The 23,960-nt window shown below is 39.3% G+C and carries 12 protein-coding genes; 8 read left to right on the top strand and 4 right to left on the bottom strand.

Annotated features, from left to right (window positions below; all coding sequences use genetic code 11):
* Positions 1 to 59: 59 nt before the first annotated feature.
* A complete protein-coding gene (locus ACN1CN_RS18485; protein WP_264524213.1) occupies positions 60 to 617 on the bottom strand; it encodes an RNA polymerase sigma-70 factor in 558 nt (185 codons plus the stop codon).
* Between the two features lie 670 nt (positions 618 to 1,287).
* Between ACN1CN_RS18485 and ACN1CN_RS18480 the strand changes: the two genes are divergently transcribed.
* Positions 1,288 to 1,842 (top strand): phage tail protein, encoded by a 555-nt coding sequence (locus ACN1CN_RS18480; protein WP_419136678.1) that lies wholly within the window; start codon positions 1,288 to 1,290, stop codon positions 1,840 to 1,842.
* Between the two features lies 1 nt (position 1,843).
* On the opposite strand, the gene ACN1CN_RS18475 is transcribed toward ACN1CN_RS18480, so the two are convergent.
* On the bottom strand, positions 1,844 to 2,863 hold the full coding sequence (locus ACN1CN_RS18475; RefSeq protein ID WP_419136677.1) for a hypothetical protein: 1,020 nt from the start codon (positions 2,861 to 2,863) through the stop codon (positions 1,844 to 1,846).
* Positions 2,864 to 2,950: 87 nt separating this feature from the next.
* On the opposite strand from ACN1CN_RS18475, the gene ACN1CN_RS18470 reads away from it, so the two are divergent.
* From ACN1CN_RS18470 to ACN1CN_RS18440, 7 genes are all read left to right on the top strand, one after another.
* On the top strand, positions 2,951 to 9,241 hold the full coding sequence (locus ACN1CN_RS18470) for a T9SS type A sorting domain-containing protein (protein WP_419136676.1): 6,291 nt from the start codon (positions 2,951 to 2,953) through the stop codon (positions 9,239 to 9,241).
* A gap of 53 nt (positions 9,242 to 9,294) precedes the next feature.
* A complete protein-coding gene (locus ACN1CN_RS18465) occupies positions 9,295 to 10,146 on the top strand; it encodes a PorT family protein (RefSeq protein WP_264524217.1) in 852 nt (283 codons plus the stop codon).
* A gap of 317 nt (positions 10,147 to 10,463) precedes the next feature.
* Entirely contained in the window at positions 10,464 to 11,261 is a 798-nt protein-coding gene (locus ACN1CN_RS18460; protein WP_419136675.1) for a hypothetical protein, read from the top strand.
* Positions 11,262 to 11,672: 411 nt separating this feature from the next.
* Positions 11,673 to 12,590: a bestrophin family protein gene (locus ACN1CN_RS18455; RefSeq protein WP_419136674.1), complete on the top strand. Its 918-nt coding sequence runs from the start codon at positions 11,673 to 11,675 to the stop codon at positions 12,588 to 12,590.
* A 31-nt stretch (positions 12,591 to 12,621) separates the two neighbouring features.
* Complete coding sequence (locus ACN1CN_RS18450) at positions 12,622 to 13,305, top strand: response regulator transcription factor (protein ID WP_264524220.1); 684 nt, start codon at positions 12,622 to 12,624, stop codon at positions 13,303 to 13,305.
* 161 nt (positions 13,306 to 13,466) lie between these two features.
* Entirely contained in the window at positions 13,467 to 14,834 is a 1,368-nt protein-coding gene (locus ACN1CN_RS18445; protein ID WP_419136673.1) for a HAMP domain-containing sensor histidine kinase, read from the top strand.
* 293 nt (positions 14,835 to 15,127) lie between these two features.
* Entirely contained in the window at positions 15,128 to 18,343 is a 3,216-nt protein-coding gene (locus ACN1CN_RS18440; RefSeq protein WP_419136672.1) for a TonB-dependent receptor domain-containing protein, read from the top strand.
* Positions 18,344 to 18,418: 75 nt separating this feature from the next.
* On the opposite strand, the gene ACN1CN_RS18435 is transcribed toward ACN1CN_RS18440, so the two are convergent.
* Positions 18,419 to 19,549 (bottom strand): efflux RND transporter periplasmic adaptor subunit, encoded by a 1,131-nt coding sequence (locus ACN1CN_RS18435; protein WP_419136671.1) that lies wholly within the window; start codon positions 19,547 to 19,549, stop codon positions 18,419 to 18,421.
* 4 nt (positions 19,550 to 19,553) lie between these two features.
* Positions 19,554 to 23,933, bottom strand: a complete 4,380-nt coding sequence (locus tag ACN1CN_RS18430) for a CusA/CzcA family heavy metal efflux RND transporter (protein WP_419136670.1) — start codon at positions 23,931 to 23,933, stop codon at positions 19,554 to 19,556.
* Positions 23,934 to 23,960: the final 27 nt, after the last annotated feature.

Raw genomic sequence — 23,960 nt, 5'->3', positions numbered from 1 at the left:
CGGCCAAGGTTACGCTTTTGTTAAGAAAAAAAGCGCAGCCTAACATTAGAAATCTGCTGTTAGTTAAACTCGCCCAGATAGCTTCGCATAAATTTCAAAGCATAAGCAATGTGATACTTTACGGTTTCGTGCGAAACATTAAGTTCTTCGGCTATCTCTTTGTTGGTATAATGCTTGATCCTGCTGAGAATAAAAACTTCTTTGGATTTTTTGGGAAGTAATAAAGTAGCTTTGTCCACTGCGTCCTGCAGTTCTTCGTAGTAAATAGAATCTTCAGTAGTGTTACTGCTGTTATAGTCATTTGTATTTCGATCGGTCACCTCTTTCACATATTGGTCTGTAATGGTGTGTGATTTGATGTAGTCTAAAGTCACATATCGAACGGATGTATAGATGTAAGCCGAAAATTTCTTTTGAATAACCAGCACCTTTCTCCTTTCCCAAATTGCAGTAAAAACTTCCTGAACAATTTCTTCAGAAACCGGAACCGATTTCATTCTGATGTAAACAAACCGCACCAAAACATCGCGATAACGAAAATACAACTCATCAAACGCCTTATCTTTCCCTTGTCTTAACAATTCAACAAGTTCTTCATCCGTGAACTTTTTATACATAATACTCCACTTTTGAATGATTCGGCGAACAAATCGCTGTTACTAAAACTTCCATTCCCATTATCCTGCTGCGATGTATTCTTATTTTAAAAAATGACATATACTACAATTGTGTTGTTTTATAATATGTCTCCAAAATTAAAGCTGAGGGTAGGTCTGCAAGGTTACGTTTACATTAATAAAATGCCTTCTTTATAAAACATTGTATTAACATCTGACGTGTTATGTTATGAAGATATTGGGAGGATCTGTTGCGGGGTACCATTTTCTAAAATGCTGAAGGTGTAACAGAACGACAAAGTTGTATTACACTTCCTACAGCTATCACCTGTACTGATTGAAAGCTATAAACACCCCTAAATACAAGAGATATAGTCTGTTTTTTAGGTGTCATATGGGTTTTCTCGCTCTGCTGGATACTTTTTCCAACACGAATAAGATATTTCATGACAATAAAAACCTGCCTCATGACATATTTTTCAGTATCGGTGCAGAAGATGTTTAGTTTTAACCTGTTTTAGAAGATAAAATCAGGTAGAAACACCTGTTTTTGAGAGTTTTATATTTTATACCTTAGTTGAAATATAAAAATTGCCCTTTTATTTCTTAGTAAAAAAAACAAGTAATATCAAAAACAAATATAAACACTAACCTATTAAAACTAAACACTATGGAAGAATTCATTGGAGTTGTAAAACTTTTTGCGGGAAATTTTGCCCCAAGAGGCTGGGCCTTTTGTAACGGACAAATATTGTCAATTGCACAAAATACGGCATTATTCTCAATCCTTGGTACAACCTATGGAGGAAATGGTCAGACTACTTTCGCTTTACCAAATCTACAAGGTGCAACAGCTATTGGACAAGGAACTTCCCCTGGAGGAACTTACGTTCTTGGACAAGCTGCAGGTACACCAAACGTTTCAATTTTAACAAGCAACCTTCCTGCTCACGTTCACGCAGGACCAGGTAAAATTTCTGTAAGTGCAACAAATGCATCAGATTCAACACCGGTAGCCGGAGCATCGATAGCAATACCGGGAGCTCTTGTATCCAGAGTATTTACACCAACATTAGGCTTTGCAACAGCAACTCCAAGTGTCGATTTATTAAGTAATGTAACAACTGGTGCCACTGGTAGTAATCTACCTATCTCAATAATGCAGCCTTATGTAGCATTATCTTATATCATTTGTTTAGAAGGAATTTTCCCTTCCAGAAATTAAACTATTTAAGAGCATTTTTTACATTATAAGACCATTTGGGTATATCGCTGAAGTCGTATAAAAACTGAATTTCAGAATACTCTGTAAGATTGTACATTGAAACAAGACAAAAAGGGTTTGTAATATAAGACTCCGCAGTTTTTAATTCGATGTCTTCAAATATCCTGATTTCAGTAAAAATACACACATCGGGATGGTTACTAAAATCATCGGGCAGCTTATAAAAGTCACTTTTAAATTCTAAATCCTGACTTTCATTGCCAAAAAGTTCTTTGCTTATTGTAAATAATCTATCTACAAATACACTATGAGGATAGGGCTGTATTTCGTTACGGCCCTTAACCTCTGTTTTAGCATCTTTTAAGGATGGCTCATGATCGGAATACGTATAAGTTAAATCGATCTTGATTTCTTCGGGAATTAAAATTCCATGCGAAGACAACTGCGAAACAATGTTTCGCGTAATAGCCACCTGCGGCTCTCGGGTAAGAGCATAATGCATCGTTTCGGAGATGGCCAGATCAATTGCAAACTCCTCTGGTTTTGTATAGGTAATGGCATCTGTTTCGATTAATTCTAATGAATAATCGTTTAAACCGGTAACCGATAAAATATGATGTACAGATGCTATTGAAGCCGTATTGATATCTAGTAAAATGGCTTTAATTCTATCTTTATTAAACAAAGGAAGTAAAGGAAGAATTAAAGTTGCATAAGGGCCACAACCCGCATAAAGAATATTAATACTTCTTTCAGGAAAATCAATACACAATTTTGTCAGAGCCTTATAAACGCCTTTTATGAAATAAACCGTGCGTAAATAATCGTCAACACAGTCTGCCGCACCAGAGCTTGACAAAGCAGCACCACCTTTAACAAAAACTTCATTGTTCTCAAAATGGTTAACTGTTGCGATTTTTTCATAAAATTCTGAAAGGTTTCGCGCACATGTGGTGTGTTCATCAATAGTATTTGACGCAATGATAGATTGAACAATAATCGTAAGCTCTTGTTTATACATGATACTCAATTTTAGTTAAAGCTTTATAGTTTGAACTGGAAAAACAAATGTAAGAATACAAAATGATAAATCTAATATCAGTTAATTATGAAAAAATTCTACTTATTACTCATTCTACTGTTTTTTACGCTGCAGCAATTGACTGCACAAACAGTAGAGACCTTTGAGGCTTCCACACTTAACCAACCTAACTTTACCAGCAATGGTAAAACTTTTAACCTGACTAATACTTATGTTGCTTTTCAGGTGGTTACTTCACCTGGTTATGGCTATAACGGTTCTAACAACTACATACAGGTTTCAGATGGTAACGCATCACAAAGTTTAGGGCAAACCGGATTCATTACCGCTGCCTCAGGAAGCTTTAAAATGAACAGTTTATGGATTTACCTTACAGGTACTTCTGGTCAGACTCCTAATAGTACCTCAAATGGTGCTCCGGGTTCTGTTGTCTTAACCGGAAAACTTGGCGGTGTAACGCAATTCTCTATTACAAAAACTACGACGGGTGCCAATATAGGTACTGCCTTACCCGGAAATGGTTTTATCCCTGTTAACTTCGCTACAGACGGAGTTTCGAATTTTACCAACATCAACATTGACCAGCTTGAAATTCAGCTAAGCGCCAATTACGATTATTTTGCAATTGATAATTTTGTCTGGGTTGATGGCGTAAGTTTACCAACCGTAACTACAACAACCGCTACAAACGTTGGTTCAACCAAAGCAATTATTGGAGGTAATGTAACTGGTAATGGCGGAGATGTCAACGTAGAAAGAGGAATCGTTTGGGCGGTAACAGCAAACCCAACTATCGCAAACAATAAATTTCAAATAGGAACCGGAACTGGAATTTTTAGTAATACCGTAACAGGGCTTACTGCTGGTTCGACTATTTACTACAGAGCTTATGCAAAGAATACTGCCGGAACAGCTTATGGTGCCGAATCGACATTCGTTACATCAGCAGCTTTAAGCACTTCTTCGACCTCATTTACCAATATAAGCTGTAATGCCGGTACAAATGGAACGGCTACAGTGGTTGCAACAGGAGGTGTTCCTCCTTATACCTATTCATGGTCACCAGCTGGTGGTACCGGAGCATCAGCTACCGGGTTATCAGCCGGATCTTATACGGCCACTATTACAGATGCCGAATTAACACAAATTACAAGACCTTTTACACTAATAGCGCCTCCTGTACTTAATGGAACTCCTTCGGTTACCAATGTATCCTGTTTTGGAGGTACCAATGGTACAGCTACTATTGCTCCAACAGGAGGAACTCCGGGTTATACCTACAGCTGGTCTAACGGAGCTACAACTGCTACTGCAACCGGACTTAGTGTAGGAACCTATAGCGTTACCATTACAGATGCTAATGCGTGTTCCAGAACAATCAATAATATTTCAGTAGGACAACCACCTGCAGTTTTAAACGGGACAACTTCTACTACTTCAGCTTCTTGTTTTGGAGGAGCTAATGGTACCGCTACTGTTACTGCAACGGGCGGTATACCAGCTTATACTTATGCCTGGTCTCCATCAGGAGGTACTGCTGCAACAGCAACAGGACTACAGGCAGGAACTTACAGCGTTACCATTACAGATGCTAACGGCTGTACTAAAACCATAACCGGTATTTCTGTAGGACAACCAGCAGCCGCTCTTGATGGAACGACTTCCAGCACAGCAGTTTCCTGCTTTGGAGGAAATAACGGTACAGCTACTGTTGTTGCATCTGGAGGAACTCCAGGTTATACGTATTCCTGGTCTCCATCAGGAGGTACTGCAGCAACAGCATCAGGGCTTCAGGCAGGAACTTACAGTGTAACCATTACAGATGCCAATGGTTGTACTAAAACGATAGGTGGTATTTCTGTTGGGCAACCGGCCGCATCACTTAACGGATCTATAAGTACAACTTCTGTTTCTTGTTTTGGAGCTGCGACTGGTTCTGCAACTGTAAGTGCTTTTGGAGGAACTCCGGGTTATACTTACTCTTGGTCTCCATCGGGAGGCACTGCAGCAACTGCATCAGGACTTACAGCAGGGACTTATAGTGTTACCATTACCGACGCTAATTCTTGTATGCGTACGATCAGTAATATTGTAATAAGTACGGCTACCGCTATTAATCCACATGCAACACAAATTAATGTAAGTTGTAATGGTGGCAGTAACGGTTCAGCAACAGTTGCGCCTACGGGAGGAGCTGGTTCTTATACTTATCTTTGGTCTAATACTGCTACAACAGCATCCATAAATGGTCTTTCGCAAGGAACTTACAGTGTAGCTATAAAAGACGCTAACAACTGTACCGTTACACAAAACTTTACTATTACCCAGCCTCCGGTTCTGGTAGCTTCTCAGGGTGCATACACTAGTCCTTCTTGTAATAACGGGACTAACGGTAGTGCAACTGTAGTCGCTTCAGGCGGAACACCTGGATATACCTACTCATGGTCTCCATCAGGAGGTACTGCAGCAACAGCAACAGGTTTAGCAGCCGGTACTTATACGGCTACTGTTACAGATGCAAATGGTTGTAGTACTACTCAGGCTTTCACTCTTAGCAACCCTGCTGCATTTGCCGTAACAACTTCACAAACTGATGTTTTATGTAATGGAAGTGCAACCGGAAGCGCAGGTGTAGTCGTAACCGGAGGAACTCCAGGTTATACCTATTCATGGTCTCCATCAGGAGGTACTGCTGCAACAGCAACAGGATTAATAGCCGGTACTTATACCGTAACAATTACAGATGCAAATGGTTGTTTTACAACCAGAACATTCACCATCATACAACCTACAAACCCATTGGTAGCTACACAAGGTGCAATTACTCATGTGAATTGCTTTGGAAATTCAACCGGAGCTGCTACTGTAAATGTAACAGGAGGAACAGGAGCTTATACCTATTCATGGGCGCCATCAGGAGGTACTGCAGCAACCGCTTCAGGATTAACATCCGGTACCTATGTAGTAACGGTTACAGATGCAAATGCCTGTACCACTACACAAAGTTTTACCATCAATCAGCCGGCAGCATCTCTTAGTGCTTCTACCGCTGTCTTAGATGTTAGTTGTTTTGGAGGTGCAAATGGTAGTGCAACGGTAACGCCAAGCGGAGGAACACCTGGATATACGTATTCATGGTCTCCATCAGGAGGTACTGCTGCAACAGCAACAGGATTATCAGCAGGAACTTATATCTGTACCATTACAGATAGTAAAGGCTGTACTTTAAACAGAACAGCTGTAATAGGTTCGCCAACAGCATTAACAGCTACAATTTCAAAAACTGATGTAAGCTGCAATGGAGGCACTAATGGTACTGCTACTGTAAATGCAACCGGAGGTACAGCTGGATATACCTATTCATGGTCTCCAACAGGAGGTACTGCTGCAACAGCATCAGGATTAGCAGCCGCAACTTATACAGTAACGATTACAGATGCAAATGGTTGTTCGACTACTAAAAGTATCGCTGTAGGTTCACCAGCTGCATTAACTGTTACAAAATCACAAACAGATGTTTTATGTAATGGTTCAGCAACGGGAACCGCTACTGTAACTGTAACAGGTGGAACTACACCTTATACTTATGCATGGTCTCCAACAGGAGGTACTGCTGCAACAGCAACAGGATTGACAACCGGAAACTACAGCTGTTTAATTACAGATGGTAACGGTTGTTTTATTACCGCAACATTCTTTATCGATCAGCCGGCAGTATTGGCGGCAACAACATCTAAAATAGATGCCACTTGTTCAACTACAGGTCAGGCTACCGTAAATCCAACTGGCGGAGTACTTTCATACACTTACCAATGGTCATCAGGGGCAACAACAGCCACTGCTACAGGATTATCAGCGGGAAGCTATACTTGTATCATTACAGATGGAAACGGATGTACCAACACTCAAAGTGTAACCATTAATACAACCAACACTTTAGTAGCCACGGTTAGCCAAACAGCTGTTTTATGTAATGGCGGTAACACAGGTTCAGCAACGGTAACACCATCAGGTGCTCCGGGTCCGTTTACCTATGTATGGGCACCTACAGGAGGTTCTGCTGCTACAGCCAGCAATCTTACTGCAGGTAACTATGCTGTAACGATTACTTCGGCTAACGGTTGTTCAATTATTAAAAATATTACTATTGGTGAACCTACTGCTTTGGTAGTAGTACCATCACAAACCAATGTTTCCTGTAATGGAGGTGCTAACGGAACGGCTACTGTAGCTGTATCTGGCGGAACTACACCTTATACTTACTCATGGTCTCCATCAGGAGGTACTGCAGCTACGGCTACAGGATTAAGTGCAGGTACTTATATTGTAACAATTACAGATGACAATGGTTGTACCATAACACAAAGTTTCAATATTATACAACCAACTGCGATTACTGGCACTATAGCAGCAACAAATGTTAGTTGTAATGGAGCAAACAATGGTTCGGCTACTGTAACTGCAACAGGAGGAACAGGCGCTTATACGTATTCATGGTCTCCTACCGGAGGTACTGCTGCAACAGCTACAGGATTAGCTCCTGGTAATTACACTGTTACAATTACCGACGCAAATTCTTGTACTACAACAGTAAACACTGTTATAAGCGAACCTGCCGTATTAGCAGCAAGCATAGCAACGCAAACGAATATTTCTTGCAGCGGATTAAGCGACGGTGCCGTTACGATTAATGTAACCGGTGGTACTCTTCCTTACACCTACTTATGGTCTAATGCTAGTACAACTAAAGATCTAAGCGGACTAACAGCAGGAACTTATACGTTAACAGTTACTGATGCCAAAGGTTGTATTGTTACTAAATCTGTGACTTTAATTACAACTCCGGATGTAACAGCACCAGTACCAAATGTGGCAACTCTTCCTGCAATTACAAACTCTTGCGCTGTTTTATCAGCTCAAATTCCGGTTCCAACTGCAACTGATAATTGCAGCGGTACGATCACGGCAACAACAACAAGTCCGTTAAACTACAATACACCGGGAACTTATACCATTACATGGAAGTATACTGATGTAAGTGGAAACACAAGTACACAAACACAAACGGTACAAGTATTAAACTCAGCGCTTCAACAAGTAACTTTTACGAATGCAACTGTTACTTACAATAAAAACCCCCAAGCACTGCAAGTTGCCAATTTACCGGCAGGAGCGACTGTTAGTTATTCTATCTCGCCTTCAGGTACAGGAAACTCAGCAACAAATGCGGGAACTTATACCGTTACTGCCGTAGTATCGCCTGCCGCAAGCGCACCAAATTGTTCACCAATTACGCTTACTGCACAGCTTACAATTCAAAAAGCTCCACAGCTAATTACTTTCCCAATATTGGGAATCAAAACGCTTGGAGGATCAAATACTTTCAATCTGGGGGCTACTGCCAATTCAGGTTTAGCGGTAAACTATACCTTTACTTATAAAACGGCCTTACCTCCTGCTACTGTTGCTCCATTAACTGGTGTAGTAACGATGTTAAGACCTGGAGAAGTAACAATTGTAGCATCTCAGGCTGGTGATAGCAATTATTTAGCTGCTCCGGATGTTACACAACTATTGGTAATCAAAAACAACGACATTACGGTTACTCAAATTACCATTGGAACTAAAGTATATCCTAATCCGGCTAAAACGCTTAACTACCTGATGGCATGTGGCGAGAACAACGTAAATGTGACATTGACTAATACAACCAATGCAACCTTTACTCCTTCGGCTAATTTTACTATAAATACTCCTAAACCAGGAATTTATAACCAAAATGTAACGATTACTTCTGAAGACGGAAGTGCAAGTGCTACTTATGCTATAACAGTTGAAAAACCATTTGGATTCTATGATATCGTACACCAAAAATTCAACAATGTACTTATCGTAAACAACAATCCGCAAACCAATGGAGGTTACGAATTTGTTTCATACCAATGGTTTAAAAATGGACAGTTAATTGGTACAGGCCAATACTTTTCAGCAGGAGACGATCTGGCGAATAAATTAGATCTAACTGCCGACTATAGTGTAAAAATGACGACTAAAGATGGTAAAGTGTTGCAAACATGTACTAGTAAAATTAAGTCACAGAAATCACTTGAGGTTAAATTGTATCCAAATCCGGTGGAGACAGGAAAAATGCTTACTGTAGACGCTGATTTACCAGAAGGTGATTTGGAAAACATGCAAATAAGCCTTTACTCTGTGACAGGTCAACTGATTACAACAGTGAAATCGTCTACTGCTCAGACACAAATACAATTACCTTCAACTACCGAAAGTAACATGGTTCTTGTAGTTGTTGAGTCAGGCAATATCAAGAAATCATTCAAAGTACTTGTAAAATAAACAAAATCACGCCAGTACCACTTCAAAATGGTACTGGCTAATACAACTTTAAGATGAAAAAATATATCAGTACCTCTATAAAATCTATAGCAACAATGACGGCAATTCTGGCGATTTGTCTACAGGGTTATAGTCAGGATAAAAAACAGGAACTATCGATCTCTGTCGCAGGACCGGGTTCTTTTCTAAAATATGGTTTTGCCGGTGAGCTGGTACCCGGAAACGGAATTAGTGCAGGAATTCGATATTCTTATTATCTAAATGAAGGATTGAGTATCGGAATCGGCGCTGAGTATCAAACGTACAGCTCTGATGCAAAATTTGCATTTGTTAGCGGGCAATACGCAACAACCGATGCTGAACAGGAAAACTTTCAATTCCGATATAAGGCTACTAATTTGAGAGAAGAACAAAACTTAGGTTATGTAAATGTTCCGATCGGAATTCAGTATGAAACTTCAGGAACAAGCAAATTATATATTGCTGCCGGAGCCAAAGTAGGATTTGCGGTCAAAGGATGTTACCAAACTACCATCCAGAACCTTACTACCAGCGGTTACTATCCGCAATACAATGTAGAATTGTTTAACCCGGCATTTGCAGGCTTTGCCAGTACCAATGATGTAAAAACCGAAGAACAGGATTTAGACACCAAAGTATCTTATTCGGCTACGATTGAAACAGGTTTAAAACAAAGCATTGGAAAAAGAAGCTCGATTTATATCGGACTTTATTTAGACTATGGTTTGAATAATATCTACGACAGAACTAGCGGTAAAAATCTGGTTCAGTACAATCCGGAACTTCCTGTAAAGCTACAACACAACAGCGTACTTGATTCTCCGCTGGCAAATAATGTCAGATTGGTCTCTTACGGACTTAAGTTGAGATACGCTTTGCGCTAATCAATTGAATACAAAGTTTTAAACAAATACTTTCCTCGTAAGGGGAAAATTAAAAAAGTCGGTTTCTTGGGGGAAATCGGCTTTTTTTTATGGATTAAAATATAGCAAAACAGTTAAATACCTATTGCTGATAAAATGATTCCCATCTGAGAAACTTCATTACTTTATATTATCCAAAATAAATAACAATCATCATATTCCAATTAAAAAAGCAATATTGTATGTTAAATATATCACTATTTCTTTCTTTTATATTTTTTAATTAAAAAAATTCTTACTTTTAACCCCTTACTAGCCTTAACTATATACTTTTTCCGATGAATTCACAGTTGCTCAACACTAAGAAAATTATTAATCTTACGAAAAAAAAGCTATTACCCGCTCTGGCTTTAATTGCTCTCCTTGCAAGTTGCGATAATGATAACCAAATCGAAGACACAAATAAACAAGTAAATTCAGAAAACCAAATTAAAATTTTGGCTGAAACTTATGGTTACACTTTAGAAAATTCTAATATAAAAAAACCAAGCTATAAGGCATCAAGTTCAGAAGAATTAGAAACTATATTAAAATCACTTAAAACTAATTATGAGAGTTCTAAAATGATAAGCTCAAATGATATTTCTAAGGAAGACAATTTAGGATCTAAGAAATGGAAAGAAATACTGTATGCTAATTTAAAAAGTAGCAAAACCAGTAAAAATACTTCCACTAATGATGATCCTCCATACAAATATTCTTCTACACTGTATTTTGACAATACTTTTCCGGCAGCAAATATCTCTGTCAGAATCGATTACAATCTAGACATTAATGGCAATGTTACTGAATCTTCCGTGACAACATACAAATATGGTTATGATATGGCAGGAGATTATTCCCAGATAACAGTAAACATAACTACCTATGGCAACATGATTGTTTTTGAAGCGATTGGTCAATTTTCAAATTCGCTGGGCATAGGTTCATTTACCCTAAATAGTACAAATTCTGTAACATATACTGGATATGTTAAAACAAATAGATTTGGAGGAAGTCCGACAATGCAAATTTGGCAAGAACCATATATGGGACCTCGTGGAAATGACGATCAGAATACACCTAGAAACCAATAATTCTTTACTATGAATAAAAATCAAAACCGATTAAGATTGTTTCTGAGAATAATAGGAACATTATCAATAGTGATTTTTTTTATTTCAAAAATGTTTGAGATAGACAACAAATTTACTGACTGCCTGTTAATTTTAAGTGTACTATGTTTTTCAATAATTATATTATACACTTTTATAAAGTATCTAAAAAACAATTACTTTATTAAGTAAATTAGGCAATGACAATCCTAGTATAACACTCTAATTTTGTCTTTCTTATTAATTTTATTGAGATTTTTTTTAACTACGAGAAGTTTTAAAATAAATATTACTCTTTTTGTATCAAAAATTAAAGCATCATATATTTTTATCATTTTTTGTTGGAGCTGGTAGTTTTAATTACTTTTATAGTATTAAATCTGAAGCCCGCTAATGATTATAAAGAAAAAGAATACCTGGTTCAAAATGCTCTTTGAGTGGAGAGGTTCCGTTTTGCCACAACTGCTTCCGAGGCTTTTACTGCTGTTGTTATTTTCCTTCGCAGTTGTTTATTTTAAACCCTGGCTGATTCAATACGATCTGCACATCAATCCTGCTATTTTCACACTATTCGGTATTGCTCTGGCAATCTTTCTCGGTTTTAGAAACAGTGTGAGTTACGATCGTTTCTGGGAAGGCAGAAAACTCTGGGGTGCCTTGCTCAACGACACCCGATCTCTCGCACGCCAAAGCATCACGCTTATCCCCGATCAGGAATACGAAGCCAAACGCGAAAAATTTACTAATTTGCTTATTGCTTTTGTATACAGTCTCAAACACCAGCTTAGAGAGACTGACGCTGCTGCCGATATGAAACGACTGCTTCCACAAGAACTCGAAAAACAGTTACAGGAAGTTCGATACAAACCAATCATTCTTTTAAGAGAACTGGGACTTTGGGTTAAAAATGCCAAATCAGAAAACAAAATCGACAGTGTGACACAACTGGCTTTTGAAGAAAACCTAAACAAACTGTCTGACATTGTTGGCGGATGCGAGCGAATTGCCGGTACTCCTATCCCCTACACCTATAGTGTATTGTTACACAGAACGGTTTATATTTATTGCTTTTTATTGTCCTTTGGCTTTGTCGAAACTATGGGCTGGATTACGCCCTTCATCATTGTTTTTATTGCCTATACTTTTGTAGCGCTCGAAGCAATTGCAGACGAACTCGAAAACCCTTTCGGATTACAGCCTAACGATCTGGCACTCGATGCAATGTCAGAAATGATCGAAAATACCTTACTAGAATTAAACAATAAAAAAATAAATCCGGTACGTCAACAAAAGAATTATTTTATTACCTAAAAAAAGCCCATACCCCAATTATATTTCGAATATGAACAGAGTATTATTAGTCGAAGACGATCCCAGAGTTGCCTCTTTTATTACAAGAGGACTTGAAGAACATTTGTATGAAGTAAAAACCATCACCAAAGGTTTTGAAGCCATTAAGGAGGTCATGGAAAATGAGTACAATATCATCATTCTCGATATCATGCTCCCGGACATCACCGGATTTGAAGTTTGTGAAGTTTTACGAAGCCGAAAAATAATAGTGCCCATCCTAATTTTAAGCGCACTCGATACGCCGCAGGAAAAAGTAAAAGGCCTCCAATCCGGTGCCGATGATTATCTGGCAAAGCCTTTTATGTTTGAAGAACTCTTAGCCCGAATCAATGCCCAGCTGCGTCGCGCCGAATTCAGCACTGGAATTCTCGATTTTCAATCCTATGCCGGAATCGAAATCAATATGAAAGAACAAAGTGCCACAAGAGACGGAAAAGAACTCAACCTTTCGTCAAGAGAACTCAAACTCTTAATTTTCTTTATGAAAAACCGCGAAACCGCATTATCAAGAGTCGCAATTGCACAAGCCGTCTGGAATATTGATTTTGACAGCACCTCAAACACAGTCGACGTTTACATTAACTATTTGCGCAATAAAGTCGACAAAAACTTCCCCACTCCACTCATTCATACGATAAAAGGAACTGGGTATATGTTGAAGCAGAAGAGTTGAAAATGTTATACGTGAGATGTGAAATGTGGAATGTGAGATGTGGAAAGAGTAAAGAAGAAAGAAGAAAGACTATAGATTGAAAATCTGCTAACCCGAGCGATAGCGAACAGGCGAAGCAATCTGCCAAATCTGCGAGAGAAAATAAATAGATCTAAAACGTTATGAATCTTAAAAATAAGTTAGCTGTAAATTCTACGTTGCTTTTTGCTTTTATCGTCGGATTGCTCATGGCCGGATCTTTTCTTCTTTTCAGAAGCCACATGAAAGATCTTTACTATGACAATCTGGAGGATCATGCGATGACAGCTGCCTTGTTTTATTTCAAAAAAGACGAAATAAAAGAATTCACCAACGAACGTTATCATCAAATTGAAGTTCAATACAACCGAATCAACAACGAATCGATACGGGTTTACGATGCCAAAACAAAAAAATTATACCTAAAGGATTCTGTTGACATTCCGCTAACAGATCACGATCTGAATAGTATTGTAAAAAATAAAATGGAATCGTTTACGATAAACGACAGGCAGTTTGTGGGGTTATTTTACAAAGACAATCAGGGCGATTTTATAATTGTAGTCTCGGGTATCGATCGCGCCGGTAACCGACAGCTGGAAATTCTGGGCTTTATGTTTATTCTTTTTTATCTGGCCGGCATTCCATTAAACTATCTTATGGGAACATTTTTAGCCCGACAAACCTTCCGTCCTTTCTCGGAAGTCATTGCAAAAGTAAATACCATCACCACCGAGAACCTGCATTCGAGATTAGAAGTTCAGCAGGCTCAAGGGAAAGACGAAATTAAAGAACTGGTTACCACTTTCAATTATCTTTTAGAAAGACTTGAAACCGGTATTATGACGCAAAAAAATTTCCTCAAAAATGCGTCACACGAACTTAAAACTCCCCTAACCATTATCATTGGAGATATCGATGTATCCCTGCAACAGCCCAGAACGAACGAGCAGTATGAAGAGATCTTAAAATCGCTTCGAAAAGACACCCTGCACTTAAAATCAACTTTAGAAGGGCTTCTGGTATTATCGGGTCTTGAACTGTCTGAGCCTCAGCAAATGGAAACGGTAAGGATCGACGAAATACTATGGAATGTTTTGGAAAAGAAGGCAATCGAATATCCCGAATCAAAAGTATCGGTAGATTTGAGTGCACTGGCAGAACACGAAAATTTACTTTCGGTCTATGCCAATAAACACATGCTTTTTATAGCGCTGTACAATATTCTGGACAATGCGATTAAATTCTCATTTCCTGAGCCGGTAACTGTTTTTGCGCTCACAGAAAAAAACAAACTTTTAATACAAATTACCGATCAGGGGCCCGGAATTACAGAGCAGGACAAAGAAGCTATTTTTGATCTTTTTTTCAGAAGCGATCATACCCGTCACATACAAGGACAAGGATTAGGTCTTTTTATTACCATGCAAATACTCAAACTGCATCACATTACCGTTAATGTTGATTCTGAAGTCGGAAAAGGCACTTCTATCACTTTGCAATTTCCATAAATTGTTTCGTTTTTTTGCGACCGTACGCAGATTTAACAAAGCCTGTTTTTACATTTGGTAACCTTGGCTTAACACTCTAATCTTTCTCTAATCTACTTTAAATACAACTCTAATCTTTTTATTTTTAACCAGTTACACAAATCATTGATTTTAAAGGCTTAGAAAATTTTAAAAGGATAACCACCTGATAATTTTAAGGTAACACTATATTTTTTTATCATTTTAAGTTAACAAAAGCGTTAAATCCGATCCGAACAAACAGAGTTTCTTTGTCAAATAAAAACTAAAAATCAATGACAAAACTAAAACTCTTTTTTTCGGCTGTAATGCTCCTTGCCATGGGAAACATTTTTGCCCAAATTACGACCTCTTCATTATCTGCAAAGGTAAATGACGGCACTAGCCCGCTTACCGACGCGGAGGTTACTTTAACACATTTACCTACTAACGCAGTGTATAAAGCTACAACTGACAAACAAGGTAGGTTTAGTTTCGAAAATTTAAATGCCGGAGGACCTTACGAATTAGAAATCAAAAGTGCTTCCACCAAAGATTACTCTAACGCACAAATACACTTAGCCCTTGGTGATAACGACCTGCCAACGATAGTGGTTAGCAAAGGAGACAATAATGTATTAGAAGAAGTTGTCATTACAAGCTCTAAACCTTCTTCTAAAAATAACGGAACCAATATTAATGAAAAACAAGTGAATGGCCTTCCGTTAATCAACAGAGGAATTCAGGATGTGACCAAACTAGTACCACAGAGTTCTAATAACTCTTTTGCCGGTACCAATTTCAGATACAACAACGTTACTATTGACGGTTCGATCAACAATGATGCTATTGGTTTTAGCCCGTCATTAGGAGGACAATCAGGGACTTCAGGAATGCCGGGAAGCAGTACGCGTTCCAATTCGATAAGCCTTGATGCGATACAGGATATTCAGGTTTATATTGCTCCTTACGATATTAAACTAGGAAATTTTTTAGGCGGAAGCGTAAATGCCGTTACCCGCAGCGGTACCAACAATGTGAGCGGGTCGATTTACAGTTATGGCAGAAATGCAGCCATTACAGGACGCAACAATGCCGGTGATGGTTCAAAAATGCCAAATTCGTTTGGTGATTATCAAATTGGATTCCGTCTAGGTTTACCAATCGTTAAAGATAAATTGTTCTTCTTTACCAATATGGAGTATGCCGAAAGAACAGATCCTTTATTTTACAATGCAGGACAAACCGATTCTAATGGTAAATTGACTTCATTGGTAGACAACACTACCGCACAACAAATCTCGGACTTCGTAAAAACAAATTACGGATTTGACGCAGGAACTTTCGGTGGGTACAACAACTTTGCAAAAAGTCAAAAATTCTTCAACAAATTAGATTGGAAAATTAATGACAAACACGCGCTGTCGTTAAGAAACAATACGGTTATCTCTCAGGCTTCCAACTTAGAGCGTGACGCTGCTAACTTCAGGTTCTCGAGCATGGATTTTACACAGAAAAACCAATCTATCAGTACCGTTTTAGAACTTAAAAGCCATTTTAACAGCCAGTGGTCCAACTCGTTCATTGCCAGTTATTCGGCTATCAAAGATTATCGCGATCCAAAATCAGGCAATATCATGTTTCCCCAAACTGAAATTGGTTATAACGGAGGAACAATCTTTTTAGGAAACGATCGTGAGGCAACAGTATTCAATATGAAACAAAACACGGCCGAAATCACGGACAATCTTACCTATAAAACCGGAAACCACACTTTGTTGTTTGGTACACACAATGAGTTTTACGACATCAATTACGGATTTGTAAACGCCCTTAACGGAAGAGTATCATACAAATCTTTGGCCGATTTCTACGGCAAACTTCCTACCCGTGTTCGTGGTACCTACCCTTTTGACGGTTCAACCAGAGATCAGATTTTCAACAATCCATATGCACAGTTTAAAGTAAACCTTTACAGTGTTTATGTACAGGACGAAATTAGAATTGGAAATAAATTAAAACTTACTCCGGGCGTAAGAATTGACTATACAGACTTGCCTACTAAGCCAAAATTGAGTTCACAAGTACAAAACTCTCCGGCTGATCCTAATTATGGCAACACCTATTCGTACACGCCATTGAGCCAGATTAAAAACAACTTCTTCAGCACAGCATTGGTGTCACCAAGAATTGGATTTACCTATAATGTAGACGAAGACAAAACACTGGTTATTAGAGGTGGATCGGGAGTATTTACCGGAAGAATTCCATTTGCATGGCTGGGATATGCTTACTACAATGATGGTGTAGGTTACGGAAGTTATGACAAAAACAATCTTACTCCGGCACAGGTTGCAGCAGCGGGAGATCCTTTGGCAAACAATGGATTAAACGGCTATCACGATGCAACGCCAAAAGTACAGGCCGATTTAGTTGACAATAAATTTAAAATGCCTGCAGTTTTAAGAAACTCACTTGCGATCGATAAAATCATCGATGGGTACAAATTTACAACCGAAGGGATGTATACCAAAGTAATTCGTGATCTTGAATTTCAACAGGTAAATAAAACCGATAACCCTACTTACTTTTCGTATGATACCAATCACCAGATGCCAATTTATGCAGCCAATATAAATCCGGCTTTCTCTAATGCGTATCTATTGTCGAATACCAACAAAGGATACCGATACAGCATTACCGAGATGATCTCTAAAACGTACGATTTCGGTCTTAACTTTATGGTGGCTTATACTTACGGAAATTCTAAAGACATTACCAACGGAATCCGTAACTCGATGGAGAGTAACTTTCAGATGAACCAATCGTTAACACCAAACAATCCGCAATTGGCAACGTCCAACTTTAACATCAAACACCGAATTGTTTCGAATGTTGGATATGCAGTAAAAGTAGCCGATAACAATATCTTCTCAGCAAATGTATATTTCAATGCTCAGTCCGGAAATCCGTTTTCATGGGGATTTGTAAACTCTACTATTGCAGGAACAGGTCAGGCAGCAGGATTGGCTTATATCTTTAAAGATGCCACAGAAGCAGCGAAATACATTGGTGTAAATGCAGCAGGTGTTCCATCGGCTACAGCAGCACAGCAGGTAGCAGATTATGAAGCTTTCATTAACGGAAACGATTATTTGAAAAGCAGAAGAGGAAATTTCACCGAAAGAAATGGTGCTACAACACCTTGGAATATCCAGGCCGATTTGAAATTAATGGATGAAATTAAAATTACCAAAGTGGGTACTTTACAGCTTTCGTTCAGTGTAGCAAATATTGGAAACCTGATCAATAAAGATTGGGGAAGAAGTTATTTCGTTCCAAACACTTACAATTCAACAGCAAATCTTGGGTTAACAAAATCAGGAAATTTAGGCGGAGTAGCTACTGGCGATCCAACCTATACGTTCCAAAAACCTTCGACATCACCTTATACTGTAGATCAGTTAGCCTCAAGATTCCAGGGACAATTTGGAGTGAGGTATACGTTCTAAAGATTGTGTTTTATTTTTTTTATGATCCCCCAGTTCCAATCCCTATGGAGCTGGGGGATTTTTTTTTACTTAAAACTACTGCTCTCCTCCGTTCCTGAAAGCCATCAGCAACGTATAGGCATTTTTGATTACAATTGCCGAAGAAGCATCGATAATCGAAGACTTGATCTGACGGTATCCTTCACTGGCAGTACCCAATTCAATCGGGATCATTTTAAAATTATGCCCGCCAGTCTTCACAAAAACAAAAAACTTACCCTGCCATCTTACCACAGCATCTTCGGGAACTGTAAGCGCTTTTTGGTTATCAAACTCAGCCTCGGCATTAATAAAAAGTCCCGGTATTAATGAACTTTCATAGTGATTCACTTTGCAAATTACCTCTGCTGCACGATCGTCGTTCAGGCTTTGATTGATATAAGCAATTTTTGCTTTGTACTTTTTTGACGGATTGGCATTGGTATAAGCCGTAACCGTCTGCCCAACCGAAAGCAGGTGTACGTCTTTCTCAAAAGCATTCATTACCAAAACAATATCGCTCATTTCGATCAACTCAAAAAGCATATCGGTTGGCGAAATGTATTTGCCGACATTCACATTAATCTTCGCCACCAAACCATTTATTGGGGAATGAATTGCAACCGTTTTGCTTATCGTTGAAGCCGTGAGTGTTTTAACATTAATACCCAGCAATCCCAGTTTTTGTGCCAGCGATGCCATGTAAATGCGCTGTGTTTGCATCTCCGTCGATGTCTGTTCAAACAACTTATCACTGCTGGCTTTCTTTGCATTAAGCTCTTTCTGGCGGTTAAACTCACTTTGAGCCAACTGAAATTTTTCTTTTGTCGTAAGATAATCCTGTTGCAACTGTATGTACTGCATGTCCTCGACTACCGCCAGCAATTGCCCTTTTCGAACGTGCATTCCGGCCATTAAATCGGTCTTTTTAATATAACCTCCCAAAGGAATACTTACCGTTACCACACTTTTTGGCGGTACGGTAACCGTTCCCTGAAGCTGTAATATTCCTTTCACAGTTCGTTCTTCCGGAGACCCCACCACCAGTCCTGCATTTTTAACCTGTGCTTCGCTGAACTGAATACTGTTTTCGGCTGTTATTTCTTTTTTAGTCTGTTGTTCTTTTTTATCGCCCTGACAGGAAACTAAGCCTAAAAAAACTAAAATGATGCTGCTATATGTTTTCATTCTTTTATAAATTATTAAGGGTTTGCCAATTAATCACGGCCTTATTGTAATCGTTAATTCTGTCGAAGTATTCATTTTTTATGGTTATCGCCTGATTGACAACCAACACCCATTGCAGGTAATCAATATCACCATTCTCCAACTGACTATTCGCAGCGTCAATAATTACCGTTGCATTTTTTAGTCCTTCGTTTTCATAATAAGCAAGGCTTTCTTTGTACTTTTCGATCTCACTTTCGGCATTACTAATCTCCGTCAGCATTTCAATCTTTGTCGTTTCTGCCCGCATCTTATAGGTTTCGTACTCCGCTTTGGCAGCTTTGTTACGCGCCGACTGACTGCTGAAAAACAACGGAACTGACAGCCCCAAATTGACATAATTAAACCTCTGGCTGCTATTGTAATAAACATCCTGACATGAAGTACTGGTTTGTGTACCTATTATGCTTAAATTATTGTACCCAATTGTTACATCAGGTAGTATTTTGGCCTGTTCGGTTTTCCACTTCCACTTTGCTGCTTCGGCTTCATACAGCGAAAGTTGCACCTGAGGAAGTGCTGCCGTATTTTTATTCTGATTTAAGGAAACAGCAAAATCATTCTTGATCGTTTCAGAAAAAGGTACATGAATCTTACTGTCCTGAAGAACGGTATTGAACATTTTAAGCGTAATAGCAATATCCTTATTGACCATTGTAAGCTGATTGGTGTAAAATTGCCGTGCCGATTGAGAAGCGCTTTTTTCCAGTACATTGGTCTCCCCTGTCTTATAACGCAGCTCCGATTTCTGCTCCATTAACCTGTAAATCGAATCGGCATAAACCAATAAATCCTTTTTGCTGTTCAGCCAGATGTAGTAATAAAACAAGTTCCTCACATTCGACTTAATCTGCTGTACCGTTAACTGCGATTCCGCTTTGGCTGCATTGTAATTTTCCCTCAAAGCTTTTTTCTGATGGGTATACAATGTCGGAAATGCAAAAGTCTGGCTAATGCCAAAACGCGTATCGTTTACAGCGCTGTTAAACTGACCATAATCGGCACTCAGAGCTGTTTTGGGAAAATCAAAAGCCGTTTTTTCCAACTGTTCTTTTGATCTTTCATTCAATTGCGAAGATTTAATTCTTCTGTTGTGCTGAAGCGCTATTGACAGCGATTCTTCAAGAGATATTGGCGCTTCCTGTGCCTGTACCGAAACGGTAAGGAACAAAGCCAGCACCAGTAAAGTCAGCTTATTCATCTTGTGTTTTTTATTTTTTTTCGAAAAAACTTTGGTATGATACGTCATTAAATAAATAGCCGGAAGCACAAAAAGTGTCAGCAAAGTAGCCGTAATCAGTCCGCCGATCACAACGGTTGCAAGCGGGCGTTGTACCTCTGCTCCTGCGCCATTGCTTAAAGCCATTGGTAAAAACCCTAAAGAGGCTACCGCGGCGGTCATCAATACAGGACGTAATCTGTTTTTGGTTCCGTTAATAATGATTTGAAGCGGATCGGTAATTTCGCCCTGCTTTTGGATTCGGTTGAACTCGGAGATTAAAACAATTCCATTCAAAACAGCCACACCAAACAGTGCAATAAAACCAACTCCGGCCGAAATACTAAACGGCATATCGCGCAAAGCCAGTCCAAATACACCGCCAATTGCCGATAACGGGATGGCTGTAAAAATGATAATTCCTTCTTTAAACGATCTGAACGCAAAATACAGCAATGCCAAAATCATAAACAAAGCTGCAGGAACCGCAACTCCCAGACGGGATTTTGCCTGTTGCAGGTTTTCAAAAGTACCGCCATAGGTAATATAATAACCGGGCTCAAATTTGATCTGACTGTTTACTTTCTTTTGCAATTCTTCGACTATCGATTCGACGTCTCTCCCTCTCACATTAAAACCGACAATAATCCTTCTTTTAGCGTTCTCACGCTGAATCTGATTCGGACCTTCGACTTCTTTTACAGAAGCCACCTGATACAGCGGAATCTGCATTCCGGAACGGGTTGCAATCAATAAATTGCGAACATCGGCTATGTCTTTTCGTCCACTAGCCTCCACGCGCACCACCATATCAAACTTTTTCTCTCCTTCGTAAATGCTTCCCGCTACAGCACCTGCAAAAGCAGCATTTACGGTTTGATTGATATCCGAAACATAAATCCCGTACTTCGCCATTTCGGCCCAGTCATAATCAATAACGATCTGTGGCATTCCGGTAACTTTCTCTACATAAAGATCCGTAGCTCCTTCTACTGTGCTACTAATCGCGCCCAGCTGTTCAGCATATTTTGCCAATTTATCGAGATCTTCACCATAAATTTTACAAACCAGATCCTGCTTTGCTCCTGTCATCAATTCGTTAAAACGCATCTGTACCGGAAACTGAAAACCGGTCGTAACTCCGGGTGCGACCTCTTTAACCGTCTCCGTCATTTTATCGGCCAATTCAGGAAACGAAGAAGCACTTGTCCATTCTGATTTGTCTTTCAATACAATAATCATGTCCCCTCCTTCTATAGGCATCGGATCTGTTGGGATCTCGGCACTTCCAATTCTCGAAACTACTTTTTCTACCTCGGGATACCTGTTTTTCAATGCAGTCGAAATTTTCTCAATAGTGGCCGTTGTCGTCGACAGATTTGTCCCCAGCAGTAAACGGGTTTCTACCGCAAAATCACCTTCTTCAAGCTGCGGAATAAATTCTCCTCCCATTCGGCTAAAAATGACTAAGGCAATCCCAAACAGCACAAATGCCGAAATCACAATTCCTTTTCGGACTTGCAACGCTTTCGACAATCCAATTTCATAGTAAAACTCCAGTTTTGCCATGATCCGATCCGACAAATTGGGTTTGTGGCTGACTTTCTTGCTGATAAACAAAGCACTCACCATCGGAACATAAGTAAGCGACAATATAAAAGCACCCAAAATAGCAAAGGCTACGGTTTGTGCCATTGGTTTGAACATTTTTCCTTCGATCCCTTCCAAAGACAAGATCGGCAGATAAACAATCAGAATAATAATCTGTCCGAATACGGCGGCATTCATCATACGCCCTGCCGAACCTGTCACCTCTTTGTCCATCTCCTCCTGCGAAATAGAATCGATTGCTTTGTATTTTTTAGCCGAATGAATGTGATGCAAAATGGCTTCTACAATAATCACCGCACCATCCACAATTAAACCGAAATCAAGCGCCCCCAAACTCATCAAATTACCGCTCACGCCAAAGGTGTTCATCATGATAATGGCAAAAAGCATCGCTAAAGGAATTACCGAAGCCACTATAAAACCCGCTCTTAAATTACCCAGGAAAAGCACTAGTACTAACACCACAATCAATGCTCCTTCGATAAGGTTCTTCTGAACCGTACCAATCGCATTATCGACCATTTTGGTACGATCTAAAAAAGGTTCAATTTTCAACCCTTTCGGTAAGATTTTCTCAATTTCGGCAACACGTTTTTTGACATTTACGATCACATTATTGGCGTTCTCCCCTTTTAGCATCATCACAATTCCACCTACCGATTCGCCAATATCAGCTGTTGTTAATGCCCCGTAACGTATGGCCGAAGACATTTTTACCTCTGCAATATCTTTGATCAGAATAGGAGTTCCAGCCTGTGTATTTTTGACAATAATATTCTGAATGTCCCTGATGTTTCGAGTCAGTCCGACACTTCGGATGTAAAGTACGGTTGGGCCTTTTTCAATATAAGCGCCGCCAGTGTTTTCGTTATTACTGTTCAGTGCTGTAAAAACCTCTTTTATCGTCAGGTTCTGTGCTTTTAGGCGAGACGGATTAACGGCAATTTCATATTGTTTTAACTTGCCTCCAAAAGTAGCGACATCAGCAATTCCGGGAGTTCCCAAAAGCTGTCTTCTAACCGTCCAGTCTTGTAGGGTACGTAAATCTTCCAAAGAATATTTGGTTTCGTAACCGGGTTGCGGTTTCAGGACATACTGGTAAATTTCGCCCAAACCTGTTGTTGCCGGTGCCATTTCAGGAATGTTGGCATTCTCCGCGATCTCTACTTTTTGCAATCGTTCCGCAACCTGCTGACGCGCCCAATACACGTCGGTATCATCTGCAAAAACAATCGTGACCAGCGAAAGTCCGAAACGCGAAATGCTCCGACTTTCTTTGAGCTGCGGGATGTTGCTAATCGCCTGTTCGATTGGAAATGTAATTAAACGCTCTACATATTCTGCTCCCAAAGACGGAGCTGTTGTAATAATTTGTACCTGATTGTTGGTGATGTCAGGAACGGCATCAATAGGTAAACGGGGTACTTCAAACACGCCATAGATAATCCATAGCAAGGTGAAGACCCCAATTACCAGTTTATTTTTAACTGAGAATTGTATGATCTTATTAAGCATAATTTGATTTAATTTTTTTGAAATACT

This window comes from Flavobacterium sp. T12S277 (assembly GCF_048514875.1).
In the GTDB taxonomy this organism is placed as follows: Bacteria; Bacteroidota; Bacteroidia; order Flavobacteriales; family Flavobacteriaceae; genus Flavobacterium.
This window is presented reverse-complemented; position numbering and strand designations above follow the sequence as displayed.

What these genes read in the sequence shown, in the direction of transcription:
- ACN1CN_RS18470 (WP_419136676.1), top strand. Translation starts at nt 2,951, where the DNA reads ATGAAAAAATTCTACTTATTACTCATTCTACTGTTTTTTACGCTGCAG.
- ACN1CN_RS18465 (WP_264524217.1), top strand. Translation starts at nt 9,295, where the DNA reads ATGAAAAAATATATCAGTACCTCTATAAAATCTATAGCAACAATGACG.
- ACN1CN_RS18475 (WP_419136677.1), bottom strand. Translation starts at nt 2,863, where the DNA reads ATGTATAAACAAGAGCTTACGATTATTGTTCAATCTATCATTGCGTCA.
- ACN1CN_RS18460 (WP_419136675.1), top strand. Translation starts at nt 10,464, where the DNA reads ATGAATTCACAGTTGCTCAACACTAAGAAAATTATTAATCTTACGAAA.
- ACN1CN_RS18450 (WP_264524220.1), top strand. Translation starts at nt 12,622, where the DNA reads ATGAACAGAGTATTATTAGTCGAAGACGATCCCAGAGTTGCCTCTTTT.
- ACN1CN_RS18440 (WP_419136672.1), top strand. Translation starts at nt 15,128, where the DNA reads ATGACAAAACTAAAACTCTTTTTTTCGGCTGTAATGCTCCTTGCCATG.
- ACN1CN_RS18430 (WP_419136670.1), bottom strand. Translation starts at nt 23,933, where the DNA reads ATGCTTAATAAGATCATACAATTCTCAGTTAAAAATAAACTGGTAATT.
- ACN1CN_RS18455 (WP_419136674.1), top strand. Translation starts at nt 11,673, where the DNA reads ATGATTATAAAGAAAAAGAATACCTGGTTCAAAATGCTCTTTGAGTGG.
- ACN1CN_RS18485 (WP_264524213.1), bottom strand. Translation starts at nt 617, where the DNA reads ATGTATAAAAAGTTCACGGATGAAGAACTTGTTGAATTGTTAAGACAA.
- ACN1CN_RS18435 (WP_419136671.1), bottom strand. Translation starts at nt 19,549, where the DNA reads ATGAAAACATATAGCAGCATCATTTTAGTTTTTTTAGGCTTAGTTTCC.
- ACN1CN_RS18480 (WP_419136678.1), top strand. Translation starts at nt 1,288, where the DNA reads ATGGAAGAATTCATTGGAGTTGTAAAACTTTTTGCGGGAAATTTTGCC.
- ACN1CN_RS18445 (WP_419136673.1), top strand. Translation starts at nt 13,467, where the DNA reads ATGAATCTTAAAAATAAGTTAGCTGTAAATTCTACGTTGCTTTTTGCT.